This is a genomic window from Ramlibacter sp., assembly GCF_035554825.1.
Lineage (GTDB): Bacteria > Pseudomonadota > Gammaproteobacteria > Burkholderiales > Burkholderiaceae_C > Ramlibacter.
Genome location: NZ_DATMHS010000056.1, coordinates 13783 through 36871, shown reverse-complemented (window position 1 = coordinate 36871; position 23089 = coordinate 13783). Strand labels below are relative to the sequence as shown.

The 23089-nt window shown below is 69.1% G+C and carries 24 protein-coding genes and 1 tRNA gene; 11 read left to right on the top strand and 14 right to left on the bottom strand.

Going from position 1 to position 23089, the window contains the following annotated elements:
- Window positions 1-23: 23 nt before the first annotated feature.
- The 3 genes from pilB to VNT59_RS06270 all read right to left on the bottom strand — a co-directional run bounded on the left by pilB (window position 24) and on the right by VNT59_RS06270 (window position 3082).
- A complete protein-coding gene (pilB, locus tag VNT59_RS06280) occupies window positions 24-1760 on the bottom strand; it encodes a type IV-A pilus assembly ATPase PilB (RefSeq protein WP_325497462.1) in 1737 nt (578 codons plus the stop codon).
- Between the two features lie 283 nt (window positions 1761-2043).
- Window positions 2044-2120 (bottom strand) — tRNA-Pro (locus tag VNT59_RS06275).
- A gap of 32 nt (window positions 2121-2152) precedes the next feature.
- Window positions 2153-3082: a polyprenyl synthetase family protein gene (locus tag VNT59_RS06270; RefSeq protein ID WP_325497479.1), complete on the bottom strand. Its 930-nt coding sequence runs from the start codon at window positions 3080-3082 to the stop codon at window positions 2153-2155.
- A 224-nt stretch (window positions 3083-3306) separates the two neighbouring features.
- On the opposite strand from VNT59_RS06270, the gene rplU reads away from it, so the two are divergent.
- From rplU to proB, 4 genes are all read left to right on the top strand, one after another.
- Entirely contained in the window at window positions 3307-3618 is a 312-nt protein-coding gene (rplU, locus tag VNT59_RS06265) for a 50S ribosomal protein L21 (protein ID WP_271233406.1), read from the top strand.
- A 12-nt stretch (window positions 3619-3630) separates the two neighbouring features.
- Window positions 3631-3894: a 50S ribosomal protein L27 gene (gene rpmA, locus VNT59_RS06260; protein ID WP_325497461.1), complete on the top strand. Its 264-nt coding sequence runs from the start codon at window positions 3631-3633 to the stop codon at window positions 3892-3894.
- Window positions 3895-4014: 120 nt separating this feature from the next.
- Window positions 4015-5082: an Obg family GTPase CgtA gene (cgtA, locus tag VNT59_RS06255; RefSeq protein ID WP_325497460.1), complete on the top strand. Its 1068-nt coding sequence runs from the start codon at window positions 4015-4017 to the stop codon at window positions 5080-5082.
- Window positions 5079-6215, top strand: a complete 1137-nt coding sequence (gene proB, locus VNT59_RS06250) for a glutamate 5-kinase (protein ID WP_325497459.1) — start codon at window positions 5079-5081, stop codon at window positions 6213-6215. Before cgtA ends, proB begins: the two co-directional genes overlap by 4 nt.
- A 19-nt stretch (window positions 6216-6234) precedes the next feature.
- On the opposite strand, the gene VNT59_RS06245 is transcribed toward proB, so the two are convergent.
- Together VNT59_RS06245 and VNT59_RS06240 are read right to left on the bottom strand one after the other, a co-directional pair.
- Complete coding sequence (locus tag VNT59_RS06245) at window positions 6235-6738, bottom strand: CNP1-like family protein (protein ID WP_325497458.1); 504 nt, start codon at window positions 6736-6738, stop codon at window positions 6235-6237.
- Window positions 6728-7378, bottom strand: coding sequence for an RNA pyrophosphohydrolase (locus VNT59_RS06240; RefSeq protein ID WP_325497478.1), 651 nt, complete (start codon window positions 7376-7378; stop codon window positions 6728-6730). The genes VNT59_RS06245 and VNT59_RS06240 overlap by 11 nt, the downstream gene beginning before the upstream one ends.
- 87 nt (window positions 7379-7465) lie before the next feature.
- Here VNT59_RS06240 and VNT59_RS06235 point away from each other — a divergent pair, with 87 nt between their 5' ends.
- Together VNT59_RS06235 and VNT59_RS06230 are read left to right on the top strand one after the other, a co-directional pair.
- On the top strand, window positions 7466-9211 hold the full coding sequence (locus VNT59_RS06235) for a proline--tRNA ligase (RefSeq protein ID WP_325497457.1): 1746 nt from the start codon (window positions 7466-7468) through the stop codon (window positions 9209-9211).
- Between the two features lie 47 nt (window positions 9212-9258).
- Window positions 9259-9891 carry a lytic transglycosylase domain-containing protein gene (locus tag VNT59_RS06230; protein WP_325497456.1) on the top strand — a complete coding sequence of 211 codons (633 nt, stop codon included), beginning with the start codon at window positions 9259-9261 and terminating at the stop codon, window positions 9889-9891.
- Window positions 9892-9919: 28 nt separating this feature from the next.
- Here the strand turns inward: VNT59_RS06230 and VNT59_RS06225 are convergent, their stop codons facing one another.
- The 5 genes from VNT59_RS06225 to hemA form a co-directional block, all read right to left on the bottom strand.
- Window positions 9920-10918 (bottom strand): AAA family ATPase, encoded by a 999-nt coding sequence (locus tag VNT59_RS06225; protein WP_325497455.1) that lies wholly within the window; start codon window positions 10916-10918, stop codon window positions 9920-9922.
- A 185-nt stretch (window positions 10919-11103) separates the two neighbouring features.
- Window positions 11104-11433 (bottom strand): Grx4 family monothiol glutaredoxin, encoded by a 330-nt coding sequence (gene grxD, locus VNT59_RS06220; RefSeq protein ID WP_325497454.1) that lies wholly within the window; start codon window positions 11431-11433, stop codon window positions 11104-11106.
- Window positions 11434-11483: 50 nt separating this feature from the next.
- Window positions 11484-12311 (bottom strand): peptide chain release factor N(5)-glutamine methyltransferase, encoded by an 828-nt coding sequence (prmC, locus tag VNT59_RS06215; RefSeq protein ID WP_325497453.1) that lies wholly within the window; start codon window positions 12309-12311, stop codon window positions 11484-11486.
- Window positions 12308-13405, bottom strand: a complete 1098-nt coding sequence (gene prfA / locus VNT59_RS06210) for a peptide chain release factor 1 (protein ID WP_325497452.1) — start codon at window positions 13403-13405, stop codon at window positions 12308-12310. The genes prmC and prfA overlap by 4 nt, the downstream gene beginning before the upstream one ends.
- 150 nt (window positions 13406-13555) lie before the next feature.
- On the bottom strand, window positions 13556-14815 hold the full coding sequence (gene hemA / locus VNT59_RS06205) for a glutamyl-tRNA reductase (protein WP_325497451.1): 1260 nt from the start codon (window positions 14813-14815) through the stop codon (window positions 13556-13558).
- Window positions 14816-14875: 60 nt separating this feature from the next.
- Here hemA and VNT59_RS06200 point away from each other — a divergent pair, with 60 nt between their 5' ends.
- Genes VNT59_RS06200 through queF form a run of 4 tightly spaced genes read left to right on the top strand, consistent with a single transcriptional unit; the run spans window position 14876 to window position 17687 of the window.
- Window positions 14876-15154, top strand: coding sequence for a hypothetical protein (locus VNT59_RS06200; RefSeq protein ID WP_325497450.1), 279 nt, complete (start codon window positions 14876-14878; stop codon window positions 15152-15154).
- Between the two features lie 11 nt (window positions 15155-15165).
- Window positions 15166-15942: a peroxide stress protein YaaA gene (yaaA, locus tag VNT59_RS06195; RefSeq protein WP_325497449.1), complete on the top strand. Its 777-nt coding sequence runs from the start codon at window positions 15166-15168 to the stop codon at window positions 15940-15942.
- A complete protein-coding gene (locus tag VNT59_RS06190) occupies window positions 15939-16799 on the top strand; it encodes a 2OG-Fe(II) oxygenase (protein WP_325497448.1) in 861 nt (286 codons plus the stop codon). The genes yaaA and VNT59_RS06190 overlap by 4 nt, the downstream gene beginning before the upstream one ends.
- Window positions 16800-16838: 39 nt before the next feature.
- On the top strand, window positions 16839-17687 hold the full coding sequence (gene queF / locus VNT59_RS06185; RefSeq protein WP_325497447.1) for an NADPH-dependent 7-cyano-7-deazaguanine reductase QueF: 849 nt from the start codon (window positions 16839-16841) through the stop codon (window positions 17685-17687).
- A 6-nt stretch (window positions 17688-17693) separates the two neighbouring features.
- Here the strand turns inward: queF and VNT59_RS06180 are convergent, their stop codons facing one another.
- From VNT59_RS06180 to dinB, 3 genes are all read right to left on the bottom strand, one after another.
- On the bottom strand, window positions 17694-18527 hold the full coding sequence (locus VNT59_RS06180) for an enoyl-CoA hydratase-related protein (RefSeq protein ID WP_325497446.1): 834 nt from the start codon (window positions 18525-18527) through the stop codon (window positions 17694-17696).
- 111 nt (window positions 18528-18638) lie between these two features.
- Entirely contained in the window at window positions 18639-19967 is a 1329-nt protein-coding gene (locus tag VNT59_RS06175; protein ID WP_325497445.1) for a hypothetical protein, read from the bottom strand.
- Between the two features lie 122 nt (window positions 19968-20089).
- The gene (dinB, locus tag VNT59_RS06170) at window positions 20090-21289 is read right to left on the bottom strand and encodes a DNA polymerase IV (protein WP_325497477.1); all 1200 of its coding nucleotides are present in this window, start codon (window positions 21287-21289) and stop codon (window positions 20090-20092) included.
- A 142-nt stretch (window positions 21290-21431) separates the two neighbouring features.
- Here dinB and VNT59_RS06165 point away from each other — a divergent pair, with 142 nt between their 5' ends.
- A complete protein-coding gene (locus VNT59_RS06165) occupies window positions 21432-21902 on the top strand; it encodes a nuclear transport factor 2 family protein (RefSeq protein ID WP_325497444.1) in 471 nt (156 codons plus the stop codon).
- A 3-nt stretch (window positions 21903-21905) separates the two neighbouring features.
- On the opposite strand, the gene VNT59_RS06160 is transcribed toward VNT59_RS06165, so the two are convergent.
- The gene (locus tag VNT59_RS06160; RefSeq protein ID WP_325497443.1) at window positions 21906-23054 is read right to left on the bottom strand and encodes an alpha-hydroxy acid oxidase; all 1149 of its coding nucleotides are present in this window, start codon (window positions 23052-23054) and stop codon (window positions 21906-21908) included.
- Between the last annotated feature and the right edge of the window lie 35 nt (window positions 23055-23089).

Genomic DNA, 23089 nt, shown 5'->3' with positions numbered 1-23089 from the left:
ACTCCTCTGCTCCCAAGCCGCGGTTATACATTGGTGCAGCCCAGGACTTCTTCGAGCGAAGTGACCCCGAGCCTGACCTTGTGCAGTCCGGACTGGCGCAAGCTCCGGACTCCTTCCTTCTCGGCCTGTTTGGCGATGTCCACGGCGCTGCCGTCGGCCAGGATGATGCGCTGCATGTCCTCGGTGATCGGCATCACCTGGTAGATGCCGACGCGGCCCTTGTAGCCGTTGTTGCAGGCGGAGCAGCCGACCGGCCGGTACGGCGTCCAGGAGCCGTCGATGTCTTCTTCCTTGAAGCCTGCCTCGAGCAGCGTCTCGTGCGGAATGTCGGCCGGCGCCTTGCAGACGGCGCACAGGCGCCGCGCCAGGCGCTGCGCCGTGATCAGGATGACGCTCGAGGCGATGTTGAAGGGCGCGATGCCCATGTTGCGCATCCGCGTCAGCGTCGTCGGCGCGTCGTTCGTGTGCAGCGTCGAGAGCACCAGGTGGCCGGTCTGGGCGGCCTTGATGGCGATGTCGGCGGTCTCGAGGTCGCGGATTTCGCCGACCATGATCACGTCCGGGTCCTGCCGCAGGAACGACTTCAGCGCAGCCGCGAAGGTCAGGCCCGCCTTCTCGTTGACGTTCACCTGATTGATGCCCGGCATGTTGATTTCCGACGGGTCTTCGGCCGTCGAGATGTTCACGCCGGGCTTGTTCAGCAGGTTCAGGCAGGTGTAGAGGGACACCGTCTTGCCCGAGCCGGTCGGGCCGGTGACGAGCACCATGCCGTAGGGCCGCCCGACGGCGTCCAGCAGCCTGGCCTTTTCCTCGGGCTCGTAGCCCAGTGCCTCGATGCCCAGGCGGGCGCTGCTCGGGTCCAGGATCCGGATCACGATCTTTTCGCCGAACAGCGTGGGCAGGGTGCTGACGCGGAAGTCGATGACCCGGTCCGGGCCGACCTTCAGCTTCATCCGCCCGTCCTGCGGCACGCGCTTTTCGGAGATGTCCATGCGCGAGATCACCTTGATCCGCGAGGCCAGCTTTTCCTTGATGGCGACCGGCGGCGCGGCGATCTCGCGCAATTCGCCATCCACCCGGAAGCGCACGCGATAAGTGTGCTCGTAGGGCTCGAAGTGCAGGTCGGAGGCGCGCATGTTGAACGCGTCGAGCAGCATCTTGTGCAGGAACTTGACGACCGGCGCGTCCTCGACCTCGGACGTGCCCTTGTCCTCGTCCTCGTCGCCGGTGACCTCCTCGACGTTGAGGTCGTCGAACTCGAACTCCTCGCCGACGATGTTCTCCATCGTCTCGGTGGTGCTGGCCGTGCTGCTCTCGACCATGCGACTGAGCTTGTCGTACTCGGCGACGACCCAGTCCACGCCCATCTGGGTGGCGAACTTGATCTTCTCGGCGGCCTGCTGGTCGGACGGATCGGCGGTGGCGACGATCAGGCGGTTGTTGCGCTTGCTGAGCACGACCACCCGGAACGCCTGGCACATCTTGGCGTCGAGCAGCTTGGGCAGCTTGGTCGTGTCGATCGCGTCGAGATCGAGCAGCGGCGCGCCGAACGCGCTGGAGACGGTGTGGGCGAGGTCGGATGCGGAAACGGCGCCGGAACCGGTCAGTTCAGCGATGAAACTGCTGCGGTTGACATGCGCCTTGCGCGAGATGTCTTCGGCGGACTTCTGGCCGAGCTTCCCAGCTGCCACCAACGCCCGCGCCAACCCCGGCAGCGCCGTTGCAGAGGTTTCGGAAATGACGGAGTCGGCAGTGGCCATGCAATGCTGTCAACGGTGGAACGCGGCCCCCGACGACAGGGGGCCGGCCGATCATCCCTCATTGCTACTGTCGTGTAAATCGCTCCGGCCGCCGCGCCAACGGGGAAGTTGGCACAAAGTCACGGCCGCGCCCCGCGCGGGTCGTCATTCGGTGTGAAGGGCTGCCGGGATCCCGTCCGCCGTGACGGCATGGCGACGCGATTTCGCGGGCCGGAAGGACCGTCCGTCCGCTGCAGACGGCAGCGCGCCGCGGGGCGCGCTGAAGGTCGTTGCAATGGAAATCTGGTCGGGGTGAGAGGATTCGAACCTCCGGCCTCTACGTCCCGAACGTAGCGCTCTACCAGGCTAAGCTACACCCCGATTTTGCCGGCTTGGCGCCGGGCACTGATCGCTCAGTTCCGCCGCTGCAGCAATTGAGCCGCCAATTGTAGCAAACCTTGGCTGTACGGATTCGACGGCAGTTGTTTGGCCGCATCGATCGCGCGTTGCGCCTCGGCGGCGGCGGCCGCGCGCGTCACTTCCAGCGAGCCGGTCTCCTTCACGATGGCGACGATGTGTTCGAGTTCCTCGACGGCGCCGGTCTCGATCGCGTGGCGCACCACGTCGCGCTGCCCCGCCGTGCCGCGCTGCATCGCGGCGATCAGCGGCAGCGTGGCCTTGCCCTCGCGCAGGTCGTCGCCGATGTTCTTGCCCATCTCGCCGGTGTTGCCGTCGTAGTCGAGCACGTCGTCGATCACCTGGAACGCCGTGCCGAGCGCCTGCCCGTACAGCGCGCACGCCTCCTCGACCTGCGGGCCCGCCTTCGCCAGCACCGCACCGAGGCGCGCGCTGGCTTCGAACAGCTTGGCCGTCTTCGAGCGGATCACGCGCAGGTACGCCGCCTCGTCGAGCGACGCGTCGTGCATGTTCATCAGCTGCAGCACTTCGCCCTCGGCGATCACGTTGGTCGCATCGGCGAGGATCTCCATCACGCGCACGTCGTGCGCGTCCAGCATCATCTGGAACGCGCGCGAGTAGAGGAAATCGCCCACCAGCACGCTCGCCGGATTGCCGAAGCTCTCGTTGGCCGTGGCGCGGCCGCGCCTGAGCGTCGACTCGTCGACCACGTCGTCGTGCAGGAGCGTCGCGGTGTGGATGAACTCGACCACCGCGGCCAGGTTGAAGCGCTGCGCGCCCTCGAAGCCGAGCGCGCCGCAGACCAGCAGCAGCAGGGCGGGGCGCAGGCGCTTGCCGCCGGCGGAGATGATGTACTGGGAGACCTGGGCGACCAGCGGAACGCCCGAGGCGAGCCGGCGGGCAATGACTGCGTCGACCTCGCGCATGTCGTCGGTGATCAGGGACAGGACGGAGGCGGTGCTGGAGGCAGTCAAGGGGCGGGCCGGAGGTGTTGCCGCCCGATTATAGAAAGCCGGCCGGAGGGCCCGGCCGCGACGGCCGCGCCGCTTGTGAGTAACTACAAACTATGCTATAGTGTCCGGCTTTTCCGGAAATCCGTCCGGGATCGAGGCTGCGCCGTCGGGCGCGGTATCCAATTCACGAGGTCAACATGTACGCGGTCATAAAAACCGGTGGCAAGCAATATCGCGTTGCTTCCGGCGAGAAAATCAAAGTAGAACAGATTGCTGCGGACGTAGGCCAGGAAATCGTGATCGATCAGGTGCTGGCTGTCGGCAACGGCAGCGACCTGAAGATCGGCACGCCCCTGGTGTCCGGCGCGACTGTGAAAGCCACTGTGGTGGCGCACGGCAAGCACGACAAGGTTCGCATCTTCAAGATGCGCCGTCGCAAGCACTATCAGAAGCGTCAAGGGCATCGCCAGCAGTTCACCGAGCTGCAGATCGGCGCCATCGCCGCATAAGGAGCAGGACAAATGGCACAGAAAAAAGGCGGCGGCTCGACGCGAAACGGGCGGGATTCCCAGCCCAAGATGCTGGGCGTGAAGGCGTTCGGCGGCGAACTCATCAGCGCCGGCTCGATCATCGTGCGCCAGCGCGGCACCAAGTTCCACCCCGGCACCAACGTCGGCGTGGGCAAGGACCACACGCTGTTCGCCCTGGTGGACGGCCACGTGTCGTTCGCGACCAAGGGCGCGCTCAACAAGCAGACCGTGAACGTGGTTCCCGCGGCGGCCTGACGGCGGTCGTGGCGAGGCGCCCGCTTCGCCGTCGCACCCAGCGAAGCCCCGACTCGTCGGGGCTTTGTCTTTTCCGCCTGGCGCCGCTCGCGCCGGGCGACTTGCTATATTGAAGCTCCCATGAAATTCGTCGACGAAGCCTTCATCGATGTCGCCGCGGGCGACGGGGGGAACGGCTGCGTCTCGTTCCGCCACGAAAAATACAAGGAATTCGGCGGTCCGGACGGCGGCGACGGCGGGCGCGGCGGCCACGTGTTCGCGCTGGCCGATCCCAGCCTCAACACGCTGGTGGACTACCGCTTCTCGCGCCGCCACGAGGCCAAGCGCGGCGAGCATGGCATGGGCTCGGACATGTTCGGCGGCGCCGGCGACGACATCGTGCTGAAGATGCCGGTGGGCACCGTGATCAGCGACGCCGAGACCGGCGAGGTGCTGTACGAGCTGCTCAAGCCCGGTGAGATGATCACCATCGCCAAGGGCGGCGACGGCGGCTTCGGCAACCTGCGGTTCAAGAGCGCCATCAACCGCGCGCCGCGGCAGAAGACGCCGGGCTGGCCCGGCGAGCGCAAGAGCCTCAAGCTCGAGCTGAAGGTCCTGGCCGACGTGGGCTTGCTGGGGCTGCCCAATGCCGGCAAGTCGACGCTGATCACCGCGATTTCGAATGCGCGCCCCCGCATCGCCGACTATCCGTTCACGACGCTGCACCCGAACCTGGGAGTGGTGCGCGTGGGACCGGAACAGAGCTTCGTCGTCGCGGACCTGCCCGGGCTGATCGAGGGTGCGTCCGAAGGCGCGGGCCTCGGCCACCAGTTCCTGCGGCACCTGCAGCGGACGCGCCTGCTGTGGCACGTGGTCGATCTGGCGCCGTTCGACGACAGTGATCCGGTCGAGCAGGCCAAGGCGATCGTCGCCGAGCTGAAGATGTACGACCTGTCGCTGTACGAGAAGCCGCGCTGGCTGGTGCTGAACAAGATCGACATGATCCCGCCGGAGGAGCGCGCCGCCCGGGTCAAGGACTTCGTCAAGCGCTTCAAGCACAAGGGCCCCGTGTTCGAGATCTCGGCGCTGACGCGCGAGGGCGTGCAGCCCCTCACGCAGGCCGCCTACCAGCACATCAAGTCGCAGCAGGCGGCGGAGCAGCCGCCGGTGTACGTCGACCCGCGCTTCGCGGGCGAAGCGCCGGAATGAGCGCGCCCGCCGCTTCCTCGCTGCTGGCCGAGGCGCGCCGCATCGTCGTCAAGGTCGGCTCGACGCTGGTGACCAACGAGGGCCGCGGGCTGGACGAGGCGGCCATCGGCGAATGGTGCCGCCAGCTGGCGGCACTGGCCAACGACGGGCGCGAAGTGATCATGGTGTCGAGCGGGGCCGTCGCCGAAGGCATGAAGCGCCTGGGCTGGACCGCCCGTCCGCACGAGATCAACGAATTGCAGGCCGCCGCGGCGGTGGGGCAGATGGGCCTCGCGCAGATGTACGAGACCAAGCTGCGCCAGCACGGCATGGGTTCGGCGCAGGTGCTGCTCACCCATGCGGACCTGGCCGACCGCGAGCGGTATCTGAACGCGCGCTCGACGCTGCTCACGCTGCTGCAGCTGAATGTCGTTCCGGTGATCAACGAGAACGACACGGTGGTCAACGACGAAATCAAGTTCGGCGACAACGACACGCTGGGCGCGCTGGTGGCGAACCTGGTGGAAGCCGACGCGCTCGTGATTCTCACCGACCAGGCCGGCCTCTACGACGCCGATCCGCGCCGCACACCGGGCGCGAAGCTGGTGCGCGAAGCGCGGGCCGGCGACCCGGCGCTGGAGGCGATGGCGGGCGGCGCCGGCTCCAGCCTCGGCAAGGGCGGCATGATCACCAAGATCCTGGCGGCCAAGCGCGCGGCCGGCTCCGGCGCGTCCACCGTGATCGCCTGGGGCCGCGAGCCGGATTGCCTCGTGCGCCTGTCGCGCGGGGAAGCGATCGGCACGCTGCTCGCGGCGCCGACGCAGAAGCACCAGGCGCGCAAGCGCTGGATCTCCGACCATCTCCAGCTGCGCGGCTCGGTGACCGTCGACGAAGGCGCCGCCGCGAAAGTGCGACTCGAAGGCAAGAGCCTGCTGCCGATCGGCATGACGGCGGTCGATGGCGATTTCTCGCGCGGCGAAGTGATCGCGGTGCGCGACACGGCAGGGCGGGAGATCGCGCGCGGCCTGGCCAATTACGCCAGCGCCGAGGCGCGCTTGCTGTGCCGCAAGCCGTCCAGCCAGATCGAGCATCTGCTCGGGTACGTGGCGGAGCACGAGATGATCCACCGCGACAACCTGGTGCTGACCCGCTGAGGCGGCGCCGGCACCCCGCTCAGTTCAGTTCGAAGCGGTGATTGGCCGGTGCGCGCAGGTCGCGCACGATCGCGGTGGCCGAGCGGTTCGGGCCCCGACCGATGCAGGCGCCGGTGCGCGCGATCAACAGGCTGTGGCGCGAGTTCGGCTGATCCTGCAGCGCCTTCCAGTCGAGATTGGTGGAGCGCACCCAGCCCGCATCGGGGGTGTGGCGCGCGAACACCTTGAACTCGCCGGTATTGCAGCGGATGCCCTCGTACAGGCCGTTCACGGCGCCGGTGGCGCTGGTCGCCACCACGACGTAGCGCACGATGCCGTCGCTGCCCAGGGTGACCGACGCCGGATCGACCCCGAAACGCAGGGCCGAGCGTGGCACCTCCAGCGGGATGAGTCCGCTGGTGCGCAGCGCCGGCGGTGGCGGCGCCTCGGCCTCCCTCCAGTCGGGGTCGATGTCCGGAGCGAGCTGGGCCTGCGCCGCGCCGGCGACCAGCAGCAGCGCCGCCAGCGTGCGGTCAAGGCGCATATTTGGTCTGCGGCGGCAGCGCGGCGGCGCCCAGCTGCGGGTCCGGCTCGAAGGTGGCGCCTGGCGGCAGCTCGAAGTGCGGGCCAGGTGCGGGCTCGTGCTGGCCGTCGCCATGCTCGTGGTCGCGCCCGCGCATGCCGCTGCGCAGGTAGCGGTTGCGATGGTCATGCCGCGGCACGAAGCGGGCGAGCTCGGTCAACGCCATTTCGTAGACGCCGCGCTTGAATTCGACCACCACGTCCAGGGGCACCCAGTACTCGTTCCAGCGCCAGGCGTCGAATTCCGGATGGCTGGTCGCGCGCAGGTTCAGGTTCCAGTCCTGCCCCATCAGCTGGAGCAGGTACCAGATCTGCTTCTGTCCCTTGTAGTGACCGCGCGCATCGCGGCGGATGTACCGGTCAGGCACCTCGTAGCGCAACCAGTCACGGGTGCGGGCAATGATGCGCACATGCTCGGGATGCAACCCGACCTCCTCGTGCAGTTCCCGGAACATCGCCTGCTCGGGGGTCTCGCCCCGATCGATGCCGCCCTGCGGAAACTGCCAGCTGTGGGTGCGTATGCGCTTGCCCCAGAACACCTGGTTTTTCTGATTGAGCAGGATGATGCCGACGTTGGGCCGAAAGCCGTCCCGGTCAAGCATAATCAAACCCCAATTCTTTAACTGAGTTCATTATGCACGGCGCCGCGCGCGCCCGCAAAGACTCGGTGGCACTCGCCGCTCCATCCGATGAAAGCCTCCCAGTTCCTCATTTCCACGCTCAAGGAAGCGCCAGCCGACGCCGAAGTCGTCAGCCACCGGCTGATGACCCGCGCCGGCATGATCAAGAAGCTCGGCGCCGGTATTTACACCTATATGCCGATGGGACTGCGGGTGATTCGGAAGGTCGAAGCGATCGTGCGCGAAGAAATGAACCGCGCCGGCGCCGTGGAACTGCTGATGCCGGTGGTGCAGCCGGCCGAATATTGGCAGGAGACCGGCCGCTGGGAGAAGATGGGTCCCGAGCTGATGCGTGTGAAGGATCGCCACGAGCGCGACTTCATCATCCAGCCGACCAGCGAAGAGGTCGTCACCGACGTCGCCCGGCAGGAGCTGCGCAGCTACAAGCAGCTGCCCAGGAATTTCTATCACATCCAGACCAAGTTCCGTGACGAGCGGCGGCCGCGCTTCGGCGTGATGCGCAGCCGCGAGTTCATCATGAAGGACGCGTACAGCTTCGACCGCGACAGCGCGTCGGCCAAGGCCAGCTACCAGGTCATGGCGCAGGCCTACCGCCGCATCTTCGACCGGTTCGGGCTGACCTACCGGGCGGTGGCGGCGGACAGCGGCGCGATCGGGGGCGACCTGAGCGAGGAGTTCCAGGTGATCGCGGCCACCGGCGAAGACGCGATCGTCTATTGCCCGGGCAGCGATTACGCCGCCAACATGGAAAAGGCGGAGGCACTGGCGCCGCAGCAGGGCCGCGGCAGCGCGAGCGCCGCCCTGACCAAGACGCCCACGCCCGGCAAGAGCACCTGCGGGGAAGTGGCCGAACTGCTGCAGGTGCCGCTGAAGACCACCGTCAAGTCGCTGGTCCTGGCCACCGACGAGCTCGGCGCGGCCGGGGAGGTCGTGCGCACCCAGATCTGGTTGCTGCTGCTGCGCGGCGACCACGACATGAACGAGATCAAGGTCGGCAAGGTGCCCGGCCTGGACGCCGGTTTCCGCTTCGCCACCAGCGCCGAGATCGCCGAGCACTTCGGCACCAAGCCCGGCTACCTCGGCCCGATCGACCTCAGGAAACCGGTGCGCGTCGTTGCCGACCGCGAGGTCGCCGTGCTGTCCGACTGGATCTGCGGCGCCAACGAGGAGGACTTCCACTTCACCGGGGTCAACTGGGGCCGTGATCTGCCGGAGCCGGAGGCCGTCGCCGACCTGCGCAACGTCGTCGAAGGCGACCTGTCGCCGGACGGCCGGGGCACGCTGGCGATCGAGCGCGGCATCGAAGTCGGCCACGTGTTCTATCTCGGCACCAAGTACAGCCAGCCGATGCAGGCCACCTTCCTCGACGAAGCCGGCAAGCCGCAGCTGATGGAGATGGGCTGCTACGGCATCGGCATCACGCGCCTGCCGGCCGCGGCGATCGAGCAGAACCACGACGAGCGCGGCATCATCTGGCCCGACGCGATCGCGCCGTTCACCGTCGTGGTCTGTCCGATCGGCATGGACCGCAGCGCCGAGGTCCGCGCCGCCGCGGAGCAACTGCACCATGACCTGGCGGCCGCCGGCATCGACGTGATGCTGGACGACCGCGGCGAGCGTCCCGGCGCGATGTTCGCCGACTGGGAGCTGATCGGGGTGCCGCACCGGGTCGTGATCTCCGACCGTGGCCTGAAGGAAGGGCAGCTGGAATACCAGCACCGCCGCGACACGGCGGCGACCAAGGTGCCCGCCGGCGAGCTGCTGGCGTTCGTCAAAGGCAGGCTGCAGGCGTGATCGGCCGGCGCGCGTGCCTGCAGGCGCTCCCGGCGGGACTGGGGCTGATGGCCCTGTCCCCGCTGGCGTCCGCCGGTGCGCAGGTCGAGGAGCCGCTGGCCGACGCCGTGCGCACCGCGCTCAGCTCGGCGATCGCCAATTCCGCGCCGCCCATCCCCGAATTCGCCGACACCGACGCGCGGCTGGCCTACCTGCGCTGGCTCGGTGCGATGAGCGGGCGGCTGCGCAAGCACACCACCGAGTGGCTGGAGCGCAAGGAATTCCTGCAGACGATCTGGTACGAGAGCCGCCGCGCCGGCCTGGACACCGGGCTGGTCCTCGGACTGGCGCAGGTCGAGAGCAACTTCCGCAAGTTCGCGGTCAGTCCGGTCGGGGCCCGCGGGTACATGCAGGTGATGCCGTTCTGGGCCCGCCTGATCGGCGACGGCGACGCGGGCAAGCTGTTCCACATGCAGACCAACCTGCGGTTCGGCTGCGTGATCCTGCGCCACTACATCGACCGCGAGCGCGGCGACCTGTTCATGGCGCTGGGCCGGTACAACGGCAGCCGCGGCAAGCCGCAGTATCCGAACGCGGTGTTCGCCGCGGCCAAGCGGTGGGACTTCCACGACCTGCCCCCGCCCGAGGTGTCGCCGGTGCCCGGCAGGCGTTCGAGCGACCTGCCCGGCGGGCCGAGTTAGGTTCCTGGGCTCGCCGGCCGCGCTGCCGTTACTGCAGAAAACCGAGCTTGGTCTTGCCGCCCGCCTGCTTCGGCAGGTCGTCGAGCCCGATCTCGTCGCGCTGCTCCAGCCGGGCGTTGCCGAAGCCGGTCATCAGCGCCCGCCGCATGTCGCGCGGCGCCAGTTCGGCCAGCTGGTCCAGCAGGTCAGCCGAGGGCTCCGGTGCGAACCGCGCGCCCCAGCCGTGCTCGGCGCGGATCGACCGATAGAGGTTGCGCGCGATCTGGCGCGCCGCCTCGAGCGTCGGCGCGTCGATCTGGAACACGTTCATGCGGTTCAGGATCGGCTCCGGGATGGCGCGTTCGTCGTTGGCCGTCATGATCCAGATCACCTGGCTGGCGTCGATCGAGACTTCCGCGAATTCGTCCATGAAGGAGCCCGCGGTGTCGTGTTCCAGCAGGCTGTAGAGCGCGCCCAGCGGGTCGTACTGGGCTTCGCCCGCCGCCTTGTCGATCTCGTCGACCACGATCACCGGATTGGCGTACTGGCCGTCCACCAGCGCCTCGAACACCTTGCCGGGCCTGGCGCCCTTCCATTGCGAGGATGCCCCCGACAGCAGCCAGCCGGCCGTCATCGAACTCATGGGCACGAGGCACATGCCGGTGCCCAGCAGGTCGGCGAGCTTGCGCGCGAAGTGGGTCTTGCCGATTCCGGGCGGGCCGAGCAGCAGCATCGGCGTGACTTCCAGGCCGTCGCCGCTGTCCTGCGACAGCGCGACATGGCGCTTCAGGTCGTCCAGCGCGTCGGCGAAGTTGGGCAGCTGCTCGTAGAGCGCCGCCATCTCGGGCAGGCCGCTGGGCTTGACCTGGAAGCGCTCGGGCCCGCGCTCGAGCATCCGTTCGTAGGTGGTGCGCAGGGCTTCGTGGTCGCGGCCGGGCAGCTTCGCCAGCTTGCGCTCGACCTCGTGCGGCCGGAACACGCTGCGCACGTTGGCGACGGGCAGGGTGAATGTGGAAGATTGATGAGGAACCAGACTGCGTGCTTCCATCGACCTCTCCTTGCGGCTTGCTTGGTCATTCCAGCATAAGCCGTGCCAGAGCACAATCGAGTGCAGCCTCCTGCGCGAGCTGATGTCAGCAATTGCCGACATCCCGGCGGCCGCGCGAGTCGCGTGCTGCGGTCCCGCAAAGATCGTCGGCGGCCGGGCGCACGCCGCCAGGCGTGCCGCGGCCGTCAGGCGCTCTGGCCGGTGCCGAGCACCTGCTGCAGTTCGCCGCTCTGGTACATCTCCATCATGATGTCCGAGCCGCCGATGAACTCGCCCTTGACGTACAGCTGCGGAATCGTCGGCCAGTTGCTGAAGTCCTTGATGCCCTGGCGGATCTCGTCGTCCTCCAGCACGTTGACCGTGGTCACGTTCTTGGGGTCCAGCCCGCACGCCTTCAGGATCTGGATCGCCCGCCCCGAGAAGCCGCACATCGGGAAATTGGCGTCGCCCTTCATGAACAGCAGCACGTCATTTTGCTTGACCAGCTGTTCGATCCGTTGCTGAGCGTCACTCATACGAAAAACTCCTGTTGAAGCCCGCAGGCAGGGGAAAGATGAGGGTCGGATTATCCCAGTTCAAGGCGCCGGCCGCCCGAGCAGCGCTCGATGCCCGCGAGGTCGCGCCGGCTGGCAAGCTGTTCGAAGCCGGCCGCCGCCAGCAGGCCGCGCACGGCGGCGGCCTGGTCGTGGCCGTGCTCCAGCAAGAGCCAGCCGCCCGCGGCGAGGCAGGCCGGGGCCTGCGCCACGATGGCCCGCAGATCGTCCAGCCCGTCCGGGCCGGCGACCAGTGCGTCCAGGGGCTCGTGGACGAGGGCTGCCAGGTGCGGATCGCCCGCGGCGACGTAAGGGGGGTTGCTGACGACCAGGTCGAACCGGTCGGTGGTGCCGGCCAGCCAGGCGCCGCGGCGAAACTCGACGTCGAGGCCGAGCGAGCGGGCATTGGCCGCGGCGACTTCCAGCGCATGCGGGCTGTGGTCGGAGGCGACGACGTGGGCATCGGGGCGTCGGTGCTTGATCGCCAGTGCGATCGCGCCGCTACCGGTGCCCAGGTCGATCACCCGCGGCGAGGCGCGGGACGCCAGCACCTCCAGCGCCCATTCGACCAGGGTCTCGGTGTCCGGTCGCGGCACCAGCACCCGCGCGTCGACGGCCAGGTCGAGCCCGTAGAACTCGCGCCGGCCGGCAATGTAGGCCAACGGCTCGCCTGCCGCCCGGCGCGCGCACAGGATGGTGAACTGCCGTTGCTGCTGCGCGTCGAGCGGGCCGTCGTCGTGCGCCAGGAGCCAGGCCCGGTCGCCCGGCGCCCGTCCCAGCACTTGCAGCAGCAGCAGCTGCGCGTCCAGCCGTTCCAGCCCCAGGCGGGCGGCGGCGACGAGCGCCTGGCCGATCGTCACGAGCTGCCGCCCGGCAGGCTGTTTTCGAGCTCCTGCAGCTGCTCGGCCTTGCGCGCCAGCAGGAGGCCGTCGATCAGCTCGTCGAGGTCGCCTTCCATGACGAACTGCAGCTTGTACAGCGTCAGGTTGATGCGGTGGTCGGTCACCCGCCCCTGCGGGAAGTTGTAGGTGCGGATGCGGTCGCTGCGGTCGCCGCTGCCGATCAGTCCCTTGCGGGTGGCCGCTTCCTTGGCGGCGCGCTCCGAGCGCTCCTGCTCCTTGATCCGGGCCGCGAGCACCTGCAGCGCCTTGGCCTTGTTGCGGTGCTGCGAGCGGTCGTCCTGGCATTCCGCCACGATCCCGGTCGGCAGGTGCGTGATCCGCACCGCGGAGTCGGTCTTGTTGACGTGCTGGCCGCCGGCACCGCTGGCGCGGTAGGTGTCGATGCGCAGGTCCGCCGGGTTGATCTGGACCGCCTGGGCTTCGTCCGGCTCCGCCAGCGCCGCGACCGTGCAGGCGCTGGTGTGGATGCGGCCCTGGGTCTCGGTGGCGGGCACCCGCTGCACGCGGTGCCCGCCGGACTCGAACTTCAGCTTGCCGTAGGTGCCGTCGCCGACCACGCGGACGACCACTTCCTTGTAGCCGCCCACTTCGCCCGGGCTCTCGCTCACCAGCTCGGTGCGCCAGCCCTGCCGCTCGGCGTAGCGGGTGTACATGCGCAGCATGTCGCCGGCGAACAGCGCGGACTCGTCGCCACCGGTGCCGGCGCGGATTTCCAGGAAGGTGTTGCGGACGTCGTCGGGGTCCTTGGGCAGCAGCAGGCGCTGCAGCTGCTCCTCCAGCAGCGGCAACCCGGCTTCGAGCGCGGCGATCTCCTCGGCCGCCATGGCCGCCATCTCGGGGTCGTCCTGCATCTCACGTGCCTGCGCCAGGTCGCTTTCGCCCTGGCGGTACTGCAGATAGAGGGCCGCGACCTCGCTCACCTCCGCGTGCTCGCGGGTGAGGGCGCGAAAGCGCTCCATGTCCTGCACCACCTCGGGCTGCTGCAGGAAGAAGTCCAATTCGTTGAGACGGACCGGGTAGCGTTCGAGTTGTTGGCGGAGGAATTGCTTCACTGGCTGCGTGGTTGGTGGGGAGGGTCGTCTTGAACGCAGACGGTCCGCGGAGGACGCAGAGGAGAGAAATGCAATGGAATTCTCTGCGCCCTCTGCGCATCCTGTGCGTCCTCTGTGTTCAAGAAACAGAGGAGCGCCCGGACCGCGTCGCTAACGCTCTTTGCGCAGGAAGAAGTGCTGGATCGCCGCGCTGGCGCGCTCGCGCGCGGCGGCGTCGCCGGCATGCAGCTCGGCCATCGCGCCGTGCAGCATCTTCTGGGTCAGACCCTTGGCCATGACTTCGAGCACGGCGTCGACGTCCTCGCCCTTGGCGAGCATCTTGCGGGCCCGCGCCAGCTCCAGCGCCCGCCATTCGTCGGCCTGGGCGTTGAGCTGCTGGATCAGCGGCACCGTGCCGCGCTTGTCCATCCAGTGCAGGAAGCTCTGGACGCCGGCGTCGATGATGGCCTCGGCCTGGGCGACGGCCGCCTGCCGGTTGGCCTGGCCGGTCTGGACCACGCCGGCGAGATCGTCGACGGTGTACAGGTACACGTCCTCCAGATCCTTCACCTCCGGCTCGATGTCGCGCGGGACCGCGAGGTCCACCATGAACATCGGCCGGTGCTTGCGGGCCTTGAGCGCCCGCTCCACCGCGCCCAGGCCGATGATCGGCAGCGTGCTGGCGGTGCAGCTGATCACGGCGTCGAATTCGTGCAGGCGCGCCGGCAGGTCGGCGAGCCGCATCACCTCGCCGCCGAAGCGGGTGGCGAGCCGTTCGCCGCGCTCCAGCGTCCGGTTGGCGATGGCGATGCCCTTCGGATTGCGGGCGGCGAAGTGGGTGGCAGCCAGCTCGACCATTTCGCCGGCGCCGACGAAGAGCACCTTGATCCGGCCCAGGTCCTCGAACAGCTGCCCGGCCAGCCGCACGGCCGCGGCGGCCATGCTGATCGAGTGGGCGCCGATTTCGGTCGAAGTGCGCACTTCCTTGGCCACGGCAAAGGAGCGCTGGAACAACTGGTTGAGCGTGGTCCCGAGTGCGCCGGCCTGCTCGGCGGCGCGCACGGCGTTCTTCATCTGGCCCAGGATCTGGGCTTCGCCCAGCACCATGGAATCCAGGCCGCTGGCCACCCGGAAGGCATGGCGCGCGGCCAGGCCATCCTGCAAGGTGTACGAATGGGAGCGCAGCAGGGCCGGCGAGACGCCGCCCGAGTGGGCCAGCCAGTCGAGCGTGTTGTCGATGTCGCCGCGCTCGCCGGCGCAGTAGATCTCGGTGCGGTTGCAGGTCGACAGGATCGCGGCCTCCGGCCTGCGGGCGAGGGCGCCGCGCAAGGCCTTCAGGGTCGGCTCGACCTGGTCGATGGCATAGGCGAACCGTCCCCGCAAATCGAGCGGGGCGGTCGTGTGGTTGATACCCAGAGCCCAGACTGCCATGGCACGGATTATAAAATTTGGCCGATTTTCAAGTAGTTGCGATTTCTCAAGCCCCTCGACATGGGTCCCCTCGACGCCCTGATCCACCTGCTGAGCTTTGCCGCGCCGGCCCTGGTCCTCGCGCCGGCGCTGGCCGCCGCCGGCCGCCTCCTGCTGCCGCGCCAGCGGGCGCTGGTCCCATGGTGGGGCCAGGTCGCCCTCAATTCAATCGTGGGCCTGGCCGTCCTCGCCCTGGGGCTGTGGCGCTTCGGGGTCGACGGCAAGATGGCCACGTATGCAGCGCTGGTCGCGGCGGTGGCAGCGGCCCAGTGGGTCGGCAGCGCCGGCTGGCGCCGCTGAAAGCCGGTCCGATGTTGTTCCTGCTCTCCCCGGCCAAGACCCTCGACTACGAATCGCCGCTGCCCGAGCTGCCGCACACCCGGCCGCGGTTCGTCGAGCAGTCCGCCGAGCTCATCTCGGTGCTGCGGCGGCTGACGCCGCCGCAGGTGGCGCAGCTGATGGACCTGAGCGACCCGCTGGCCGCGCTCAACGTCGCCCGCTACCAGGCCTGGTCGCCGCGGTTCACGGCCAGGAACTCGCGCCAGGCGGTCCTCGCCTTCAACGGGGATGTCTATGCGGGCCTGGCCGCCAGGACGCTCGGGCCGGATGACCTGTCCTGGGCCCAGGACCATGTGCGGATGCTCAGTGGCCTGTATGGCATGCTGCGGCCCCTGGACTGGATGCAGCCCTACCGGCTGGAGATGGGCACGGCGCTGTCCGTCGGCGCCGCGCGCAACCTGTACCAGTTCTGGGGGACGCGGCTGGCCGAGGCGCTCAACCGCGAGGCGGCGGCGCAGAAGGCGCCGGTGGTGGTGAACCTGGCCTCGCAGGAATATGCCAAGGTCGTCGACCGCCGGGCCCTGAAGGCGCGCATGATCGACTGCGTCTTCGAGGAGTGGCGGGGCGGCGGCTACAAGATCGTCAGCTTTTCGGCCAAGCGGGCCCGCGGCCTGATGGCGCGCTACGCCATCACGCACCGGCTGGAGGCGCCGGCGGCCTTGCGGGGCTTCGATCTGGAAGGATATTCGTTCGACGCCGGTGCATCCGACGCCGACCGCCTGGTGTTCAGGCGCAGGGGAGAACAATGAGTACGACGTCGACACAGCAGGTGACGCCGCAGCTGCGGCAGTGGATCGTGGAGCAGGCGCAGGCCGGCCACAGCGCGGAGGCGGTGCTCAAGGCTATGCTGGACGCCGGCTGGCAGGAGGACGTCGCCGTCGAGGCGATGGAGACGACCCTGCGCGGCCACCTGGAGCACCAGGCGGTGCAGCAAGGACTGCCGCCGGCCGTCAACGTGCCCGAGCCCGAGCTGGACGAATCGCCCCTGTACCTCGACGCCGGCGACCGCCGGGTGTACGTGGTGCAGACCATGGCCAGCCCGCGCGTGGTCGTGTTCGGCAGCCTGTTGTCCGACGAGGAATGCGAGGCGCTGATCGCGCTGGCGCGGCCGCGCCTGGCCCGGTCGCTCACGGTGCAGACCCAGACCGGCGGCGAGGAAGTCAACCAGGACCGCACCAGCCACGGCATGTTCTTCCAGCGCGGCGAGAACGAACTGGTGCGGCGCATCGAGGCCCGCATCGCACGGCTCGTCAACTGGCCGGTGGACCACGGGGAGGGGCTGCAGGTCCTGCACTACGAGCCGGGCACCGAGTACAAGCCGCACTACGACTATTTCGATCCCGAGCAACCCGGCACGCCGACCATCCTCAAGCGCGGCGGGCAACGCGTCGGCACCCTGGTGATCTATCTCGCCGAGCCGGAAAAGGGCGGCGGCACCGTGTTTCCCGACGTGCACCTCGAGGTGGCGCCCAAACGCGGCAATGCGGTGTTCTTCAGCTACGACCGGGCGCACCCGAGCACCAAGACCCTGCATGGCGGCGCACCCGTGCTCGCCGGCGACAAATGGATCGCCACCAAGTGGCTGCGCGAGCGGCCGTTCGTCTGAAGGGCCGCCGGTGCCGCACCTGAAGGGAGCTTGCGCCCCATGACCAACACCCCCGAACAGTCGCAGCTCGGCAAGCCCGCGGCGTGCGTCGACCACTACGATCCGAGCCTGCTGTTCCCGATCGGGCGCGCGCCCAAGCGGGCCGAACTGGGCCTGACCGGCTCGCTGCCGTTCTTCGGGGCCGACCTGTGGACCGCCTACGAGCTGAGCTGGCTCACCCCGCGCGGCAAGCCCCAGGTCGCGATCGCGCATGTCACGGTGCCCTGCGAGACGCCCAACCTGGTCGAGAGCAAGTCGTTCAAGCTGTACCTCACCAGCTTCAGCAACACGCCGTTCGCGACACCCGAGGAGGTTCGGCAGCGAATCCGGACCGACATCAGCGAGGCCGTCTGGCGCGGCGCCCAGGCTCCGTCGTCGGTCGGCGTGCGCCTGATCCTGCCCGAGGAGTTCGACCGCGAGCAGGTGCACGAGCTCGACGGCGTCAATCTCGACCGCCTCGACATCGAATGCACGCAGTACACCCCGGCGCCGGAGTTGCTCACGGCCGCGTTCGACGAGCAGCCGGTGCAGGAGGTGCTGGTGAGCAACCTGCTGAAAAGCAACTGCCTGGTCACGGGACAGCCGGACTGGGGCAGCGTGCAGATCCGCTACAGCGGACCGCAGATCGACCAGGGCGGCCTGCTGCGCTACCTGGTGAGCTTTCGCAACCACAACGAATTCCACGAGCAGTGCGTCGAGCGGATCTTCACCGACATCCGGGCCCGCTGCCGCCCGGTCAAACTGTCGGTGTACGCGCGCTACACGCGGCGCGGCGGGCTGGACATCAATCCGTTCCGCACCAGCCATCCGACGGCGGTCCCGGCGAGCGTGCGGACCGCGCGCCAGTAAAGGCGATCAGGCGCCGTCGCGGAAGGACCGCAGGGGCGGCAGGCCCGGAAACGTGGCGGCGCGCTTCTGCTTCATCGCCTGCACCGCCTCGCGCACGTGCCGGGTGCTCCAGATGGCGCCCTGCAGCCAGCCCATCTGCCGCAGCGAATCCTCCACCGAGTGGTCGCGCGCGTAGTGGATCGCCTGCTTGCTGCCCCAGATCGCCACCGGCGGCTTGGCGGCGATCTCCTTCGCGCACCGCATGGCGGCGTCGAGCATGGCCGGCTGCGATTCGAACACCTCGTTGACCAGGCCGCAGGCGAGCGCACGCTGCGCCGGCAGGCGGCGGCCGGTGTAGGCGAGCTCCTTGACGATGCCCAGCGGCACCAGCTTTGGCAGGCGCTGCAGGGTGCCGACGTCGGCGACCATGCCGATGTTGATTTCCTGGATGCAGAAGAACGCATCTGCCGTGGCGTACCGGATGCAGCAGGCGGTCACCATGTCGACGGCGCCTCCGATGCAGCCGCCGTGGATCGCGGCGATGACCGGCATGCGCAGCGCCTCCAGCCTGGTGAACGTCGCCTGCATGTCGGTGAGCAGGTCGAACACCGCGCTGCGGCCTTCCGGCGTCGCGTCGTCGAGCGTGATCGCGCCGCCGAAGGTTTCCAGCGCCATGCCGGCGCTGAAATGCTTGCCGGTCGACGAGATGACCAGGGCCCGGGCGTCGCCAGCGCCGTGCAGCCGCACGAGCACCTCGTCGAGCTCGCGCCAGAAAGCCGGCCCCATCGTGTTCATGGCGTCGGGACGATCGAGAACCAGGTGCGCGACGTGGTCCTGCTCGGTCAGCGTGAAGCAGTGCATGCGGGGTCTCCATGTGCGACAGCCGCCCATGGCGGGCGGCTGTCGCACTGTAGCGGCCAGACCGGGCGGCGCCTGCCAACTTCGGGACAGGCGCCGCGAGCGGAGGCCCCGTCAGCCCTGGCGCTGGAACAGCGTGATGCGTGCCTCGTTGGTCACGTCGGCCTTGTGCGCGACCATCTGGACGTCGTAGCGCGTGCCGGGCACCGGGAACGGCGAGGTGAAGCTGAACTCGAAGTCCCCGTTGCGGTCGGCCTGGATGGTGCGCGACAGCAGCTGCTGTGCCACGCCGAACTGGCCGACGACAGGCGGGACCGCATCCACCCGCACGTCGACCGTCGCGTTCGGCGCCGTGCGGCCGCGGACGCGGGCGACGTTGCCGTCCACCTGCCCGTTGTTGGTGTGGCTCAGGATCTGGATCGGCACGTTGGCCGGCGCCGCCGCGGCGACCTCGAAGCTCCAGCTGCGGCGCAGGGTATTGCCGGCGCGGTCGCGCGCCGTCACGTCGACGGTGTGGCGGCCGGGTGGCAGCGGGGCGCGGTACGTGAACGACCGCGGATTGATCTCGGCGTCCTGCGTCACGTTGCGGCCCGAGACCATGATGCGCACGCTGTTCGGGTCGACGCCGCTGCCGCCGCGGTCGCCGAACTGCCCCGACACCACGGTGTTGGGCCCGCCGGGCACCACGTCGCCTTCGCGCGGCGTCAGGTCGCGCAGCACCGGCGCGCGGTTGTCGGCTTCCTGGCGCCGGTTGTCGGCGACCACCAGCGGGTGGTTCAGGTTCGCGGTGACGGCGCGGTTGCCGGCCCGCAGTGTCGCGACCACCGGGCCGTTGGGGTCGAGCCGGTCGGCGCGGCGGATGGTGTAGCTGCCCTCGTAGTGTCCGGGCCGCACTTCGCGCAGCTGCACGTTGTTGGCGATCCCCGGCAGGTCGACGACGGCCACGGCGCCGGGGGCGCCTTCCAGCATGAAGTCGATGTCGGCGCCGGGCTCCACGCGCTCGAGCGTCGAGACCTGGAAGCGCTCGATGCGCAGCGGCGGCGGGGCGACGGCGACCGTGCGCAGCCCCGGCGGCACGTCGTAGCTGGCGGTGACGGTGCGGTTGCCGTGGCGCAGGATCGCGCGAATCTTGTCGCCGGTATCGATGTCGTCAGCGCGGCCGACGATGTACTGGCCGCGGTAGACGCCACGTGCGGTCTCGCGCAGCGGAATCGGATCGCGCACCCCGCGGATGCGCACCGACGCGCGGGCGCCCGGTGTGCCCTGCAGCGTGAATTGCAGGCGCGAGCCGGGATTGACGCCATTGTCGCTGGCGACCTCCAGCGAACTGACTTCGGGCGTCGCCGGCCGGGCGGCGGCGGTGGTCGGCAGGGCCGTCAAGGTGAACGCGGCCGGCGCCAGCAGGCACATGGCCGCGAGGTGGGCCCGGAGTTGTCGTTTCATGATTGAACCCCATGAAGTGGTACTGGGCTGCAAGGTACGACCGCTACGGCCGGGCTGATGTAGGCCAACGGGGCCGAAGGCGGTAGGACGCCTTCAAATGAGCGGGCGGCCCCGCGCGAGGCTCAGCCGGCCTGCTCGAACAGGTCGGGCGTGTCCGGCGCCGGCGGCTCGGCCGCGCGTGGCGCGAGCTCGCTCGCCGCTGCCCCGGCGGCATCGGCCTTGAGCAGCTTGCCGACCCGCACGCCGAGCAGCCGCAGCCGCTGGCTCAGGTCCACCCGCTTCAGGCACAGCCCGGCGATGCGACGGATTTCCCTGGCATCGGCCGTCGCGGACGCGATGGTGTGGTCGCGCGTGGCCGTGCGGAAGTCGTCATAGCGCAGCTTGATCCCGATGGTCTTGCCGACATAGCCCTTGCGTTGCAGGTCCTGGGCGACCTGCTGGCACAGGCGCGTGAACACCGCGCCGAGTTCGGCGCGGTCGCGCACCGCGTGCAGGTCGCGTTCGAAGGTGGTCTCGCGGCTCATCGAGACGGGTTCGCTTTCGGTCGTCACCGGGCGGTCGTCGCGGCCCCACGCCGCATCGTGCAGCCAGGCGCCGGTGGCCTGCCCGAAGTTGTCGATCAGCCACTCGCGCCGCTGGCCCGCGATGTCGCCGATGGTGCGCAGGTGCAGCTTGGCCAGGCGTTCGTCGGTCTTGGGGCCGATCCCGTTGATCTTGCGCGCCGGCAGCGGCCAGATCCTCGCCTGGACATCCGCCTCGTGCACGACCGAGATGCCGTTGGGCTTGTTGAACTCGCTCGCCATCTTGGCGATGAGCTTGTTGGGCGCCACGCCGATCGAGCAGGTCAGGCCGGTTCGCTCGAAGATCGCGCGCTGGATCAGCCGCGCCAGCACCCGGCCGCCCTCGCGCTGCCCGCCGGGAACCTCGGTGAAATCGACGTAGACCTCGTCGATGCCGCGATCCTCGATCTGCGGCGCGATCTCGGCGATCGTGCTCTTGAACAGGCGCGAGTACCGGCGCACCTCGTCGAAGTCCACCGGCAGCACGATCGCCTGCGGGCACAGCCTGGCGGCCTTCATCATTCCCATCGCCGAGCCCACGCCGAACTGGCGCGCCGGGTAGGTGGCCGTCGTGATCACGCCGCGGCCGACGTAGTCGCGCAGCAGCGGGAACGCCGCCGGCGGGATCTCGCTCAGGGGCAGGCCGGCGTGCGCCCGCAGCACGGCGTCGTCGACCGACCGCCGGCCGCCGCCGATCACCACCGGCAACCCGCGCAACTGCGGATAGCGCAGCAGCTCGACGGACGCGAAGAAGGCGTCCATGTCGAGATGGGCGATGCGGCGGAGTTTGGTCACAATCGCGATTTTCCTCAAGAACGAGGCGGGGCCGCGGGCCTGCGTTCAAGCAGACCCGAACAAGGCAGCCACACGCGCCGGCCGCGCGGGACCGGGAACGGAGGCAGACATGACACGATCGATCTGGTGGGCAGCGGGTGGCGCCGCGCTGTCCGCATGCACGCTCGCGATGGCGCAGGCCGGGGGCGGCGCGACGGGCAATGACGAACTGCGCCAGGAGGTGATGGCGGTGGAGCGGGCCTTCGCCAGGACCATGGCGGACCGCGACCACCGGGCCTTCGCCGAGTTCATCGCCGACGAGGCCGTGTTCTTCTCCGGGCCGGCGCCGCTGCGCGGCAAGGAGCAGGTGGTCGCCTGGTGGGGCCGCTTCTACCAGGGACCGCGGGCGCCGTTCTCGTGGGCGCCGGAGGAGGTCGAAGTGCTGGCGTCCGGCGCCCTCGCTCTCAGTTCGGGCCCGGTGCACGATGCCGACGGCAGGCCGATCGGCCGCTTCACCAGCGTCTGGCGGCTGGAGGCCCCCGGCCGTTGGCGGATCGTGTTCGACAAGGGCTCCCCCGCCTGCGACTGCCCCGGGCGCTGACCGTCAGAAGGTCCCGGGCAGCAGGATGCTGCGGTCCACCGTGTTGATGTCGGTGCGGCCGCAGAACGCCATCGTGAGGTCCAGTTCCTTGTGGATGATCTGCAGGGCCGCCTCGACGCCGGCCTGTCCCATCGCGCCGAGGCCGTACACCATCGCGCGGCCGATGTAGGTGCCCTTGGCGCCGAGCGCCATCGCCTTGAGCACGTGCTGGCCGGAGCGGATGCCGCCGTCCATGTGCACCTCGATCCGGTGGCCGACGGCCTCGACGATCGCCGGCAGCGCGGAGATCGAGGAGGGCGCGCCGTCGAGCTGCCGCCCGCCGTGGTTGGACACCACGATCGCGTCGGCCCCGGTGTCCACGGCCAGGCGCGCGTCCTCGACGTCCTGGATGCCCTTGAGGATCAGCGTGCCGCCCCAGCGCTTCTTGATCCACTCGACGTCGTCCCAGGACAGCGCCGGGTCGAACTGCTTGGACGTCCACTCCGACAGCGATCCCATGTTCTCCACGCCCTTGACGTGGCCGACGATGTTGCGGAACTCGCGCCGCGGGGTGCCGAGCATCGCCATGCACCAGCGCGGCTTGGTCATCATGTTCAGGATGTTCGGCAGCGTCAGCCGGGGCGGCGCCGACAGGCCGTTCTTCAGGTCCTTGTGGCGCTGGCCGATGATCTGCAGGTCCAGCGTGAGGACCAGCGCCGAGCAGTTGGCCGCCTTGGCGCGGTCGATCAGCCGCTCGATGAAGCCGCGGTCGCGCATCACGTACAGCTGGAACCAGAACGGGTGGTTGCCGGTCGCCTGCGCCACGTCCTCGATCGAGCAGATGCTCATGGTCGAGAGCGTGAACGGGATGCCGAACCGCTTGGCCGCCCTGGCCACCAGGATCTCGCCGTCGGCGTGCTGCATGCCGGTGAGCCCGACCGGCGCGATCGCCACCGGCATGGCGACGGGCTGGCCGACCATCGTGGTGCGCGTGGTGCGGTTCTCGAGGTTCACCGCGACGCGCTGGCGCAGCAGGATCTTGTCGAAGTCGGCTTCGTTGGCGCGGTAGGTGCTTTCGGTCCACGAGCCGGTGTCGGCGTAGTCGTAGAACATCCGCGGCACCCGCCGCTGCGCCAGGACCCGCAGGTCCTCGATGTTGGTGATGACGGTCACGGCTGGTCTCCTCTTGTTCTCCGTGGGTTGTCAGC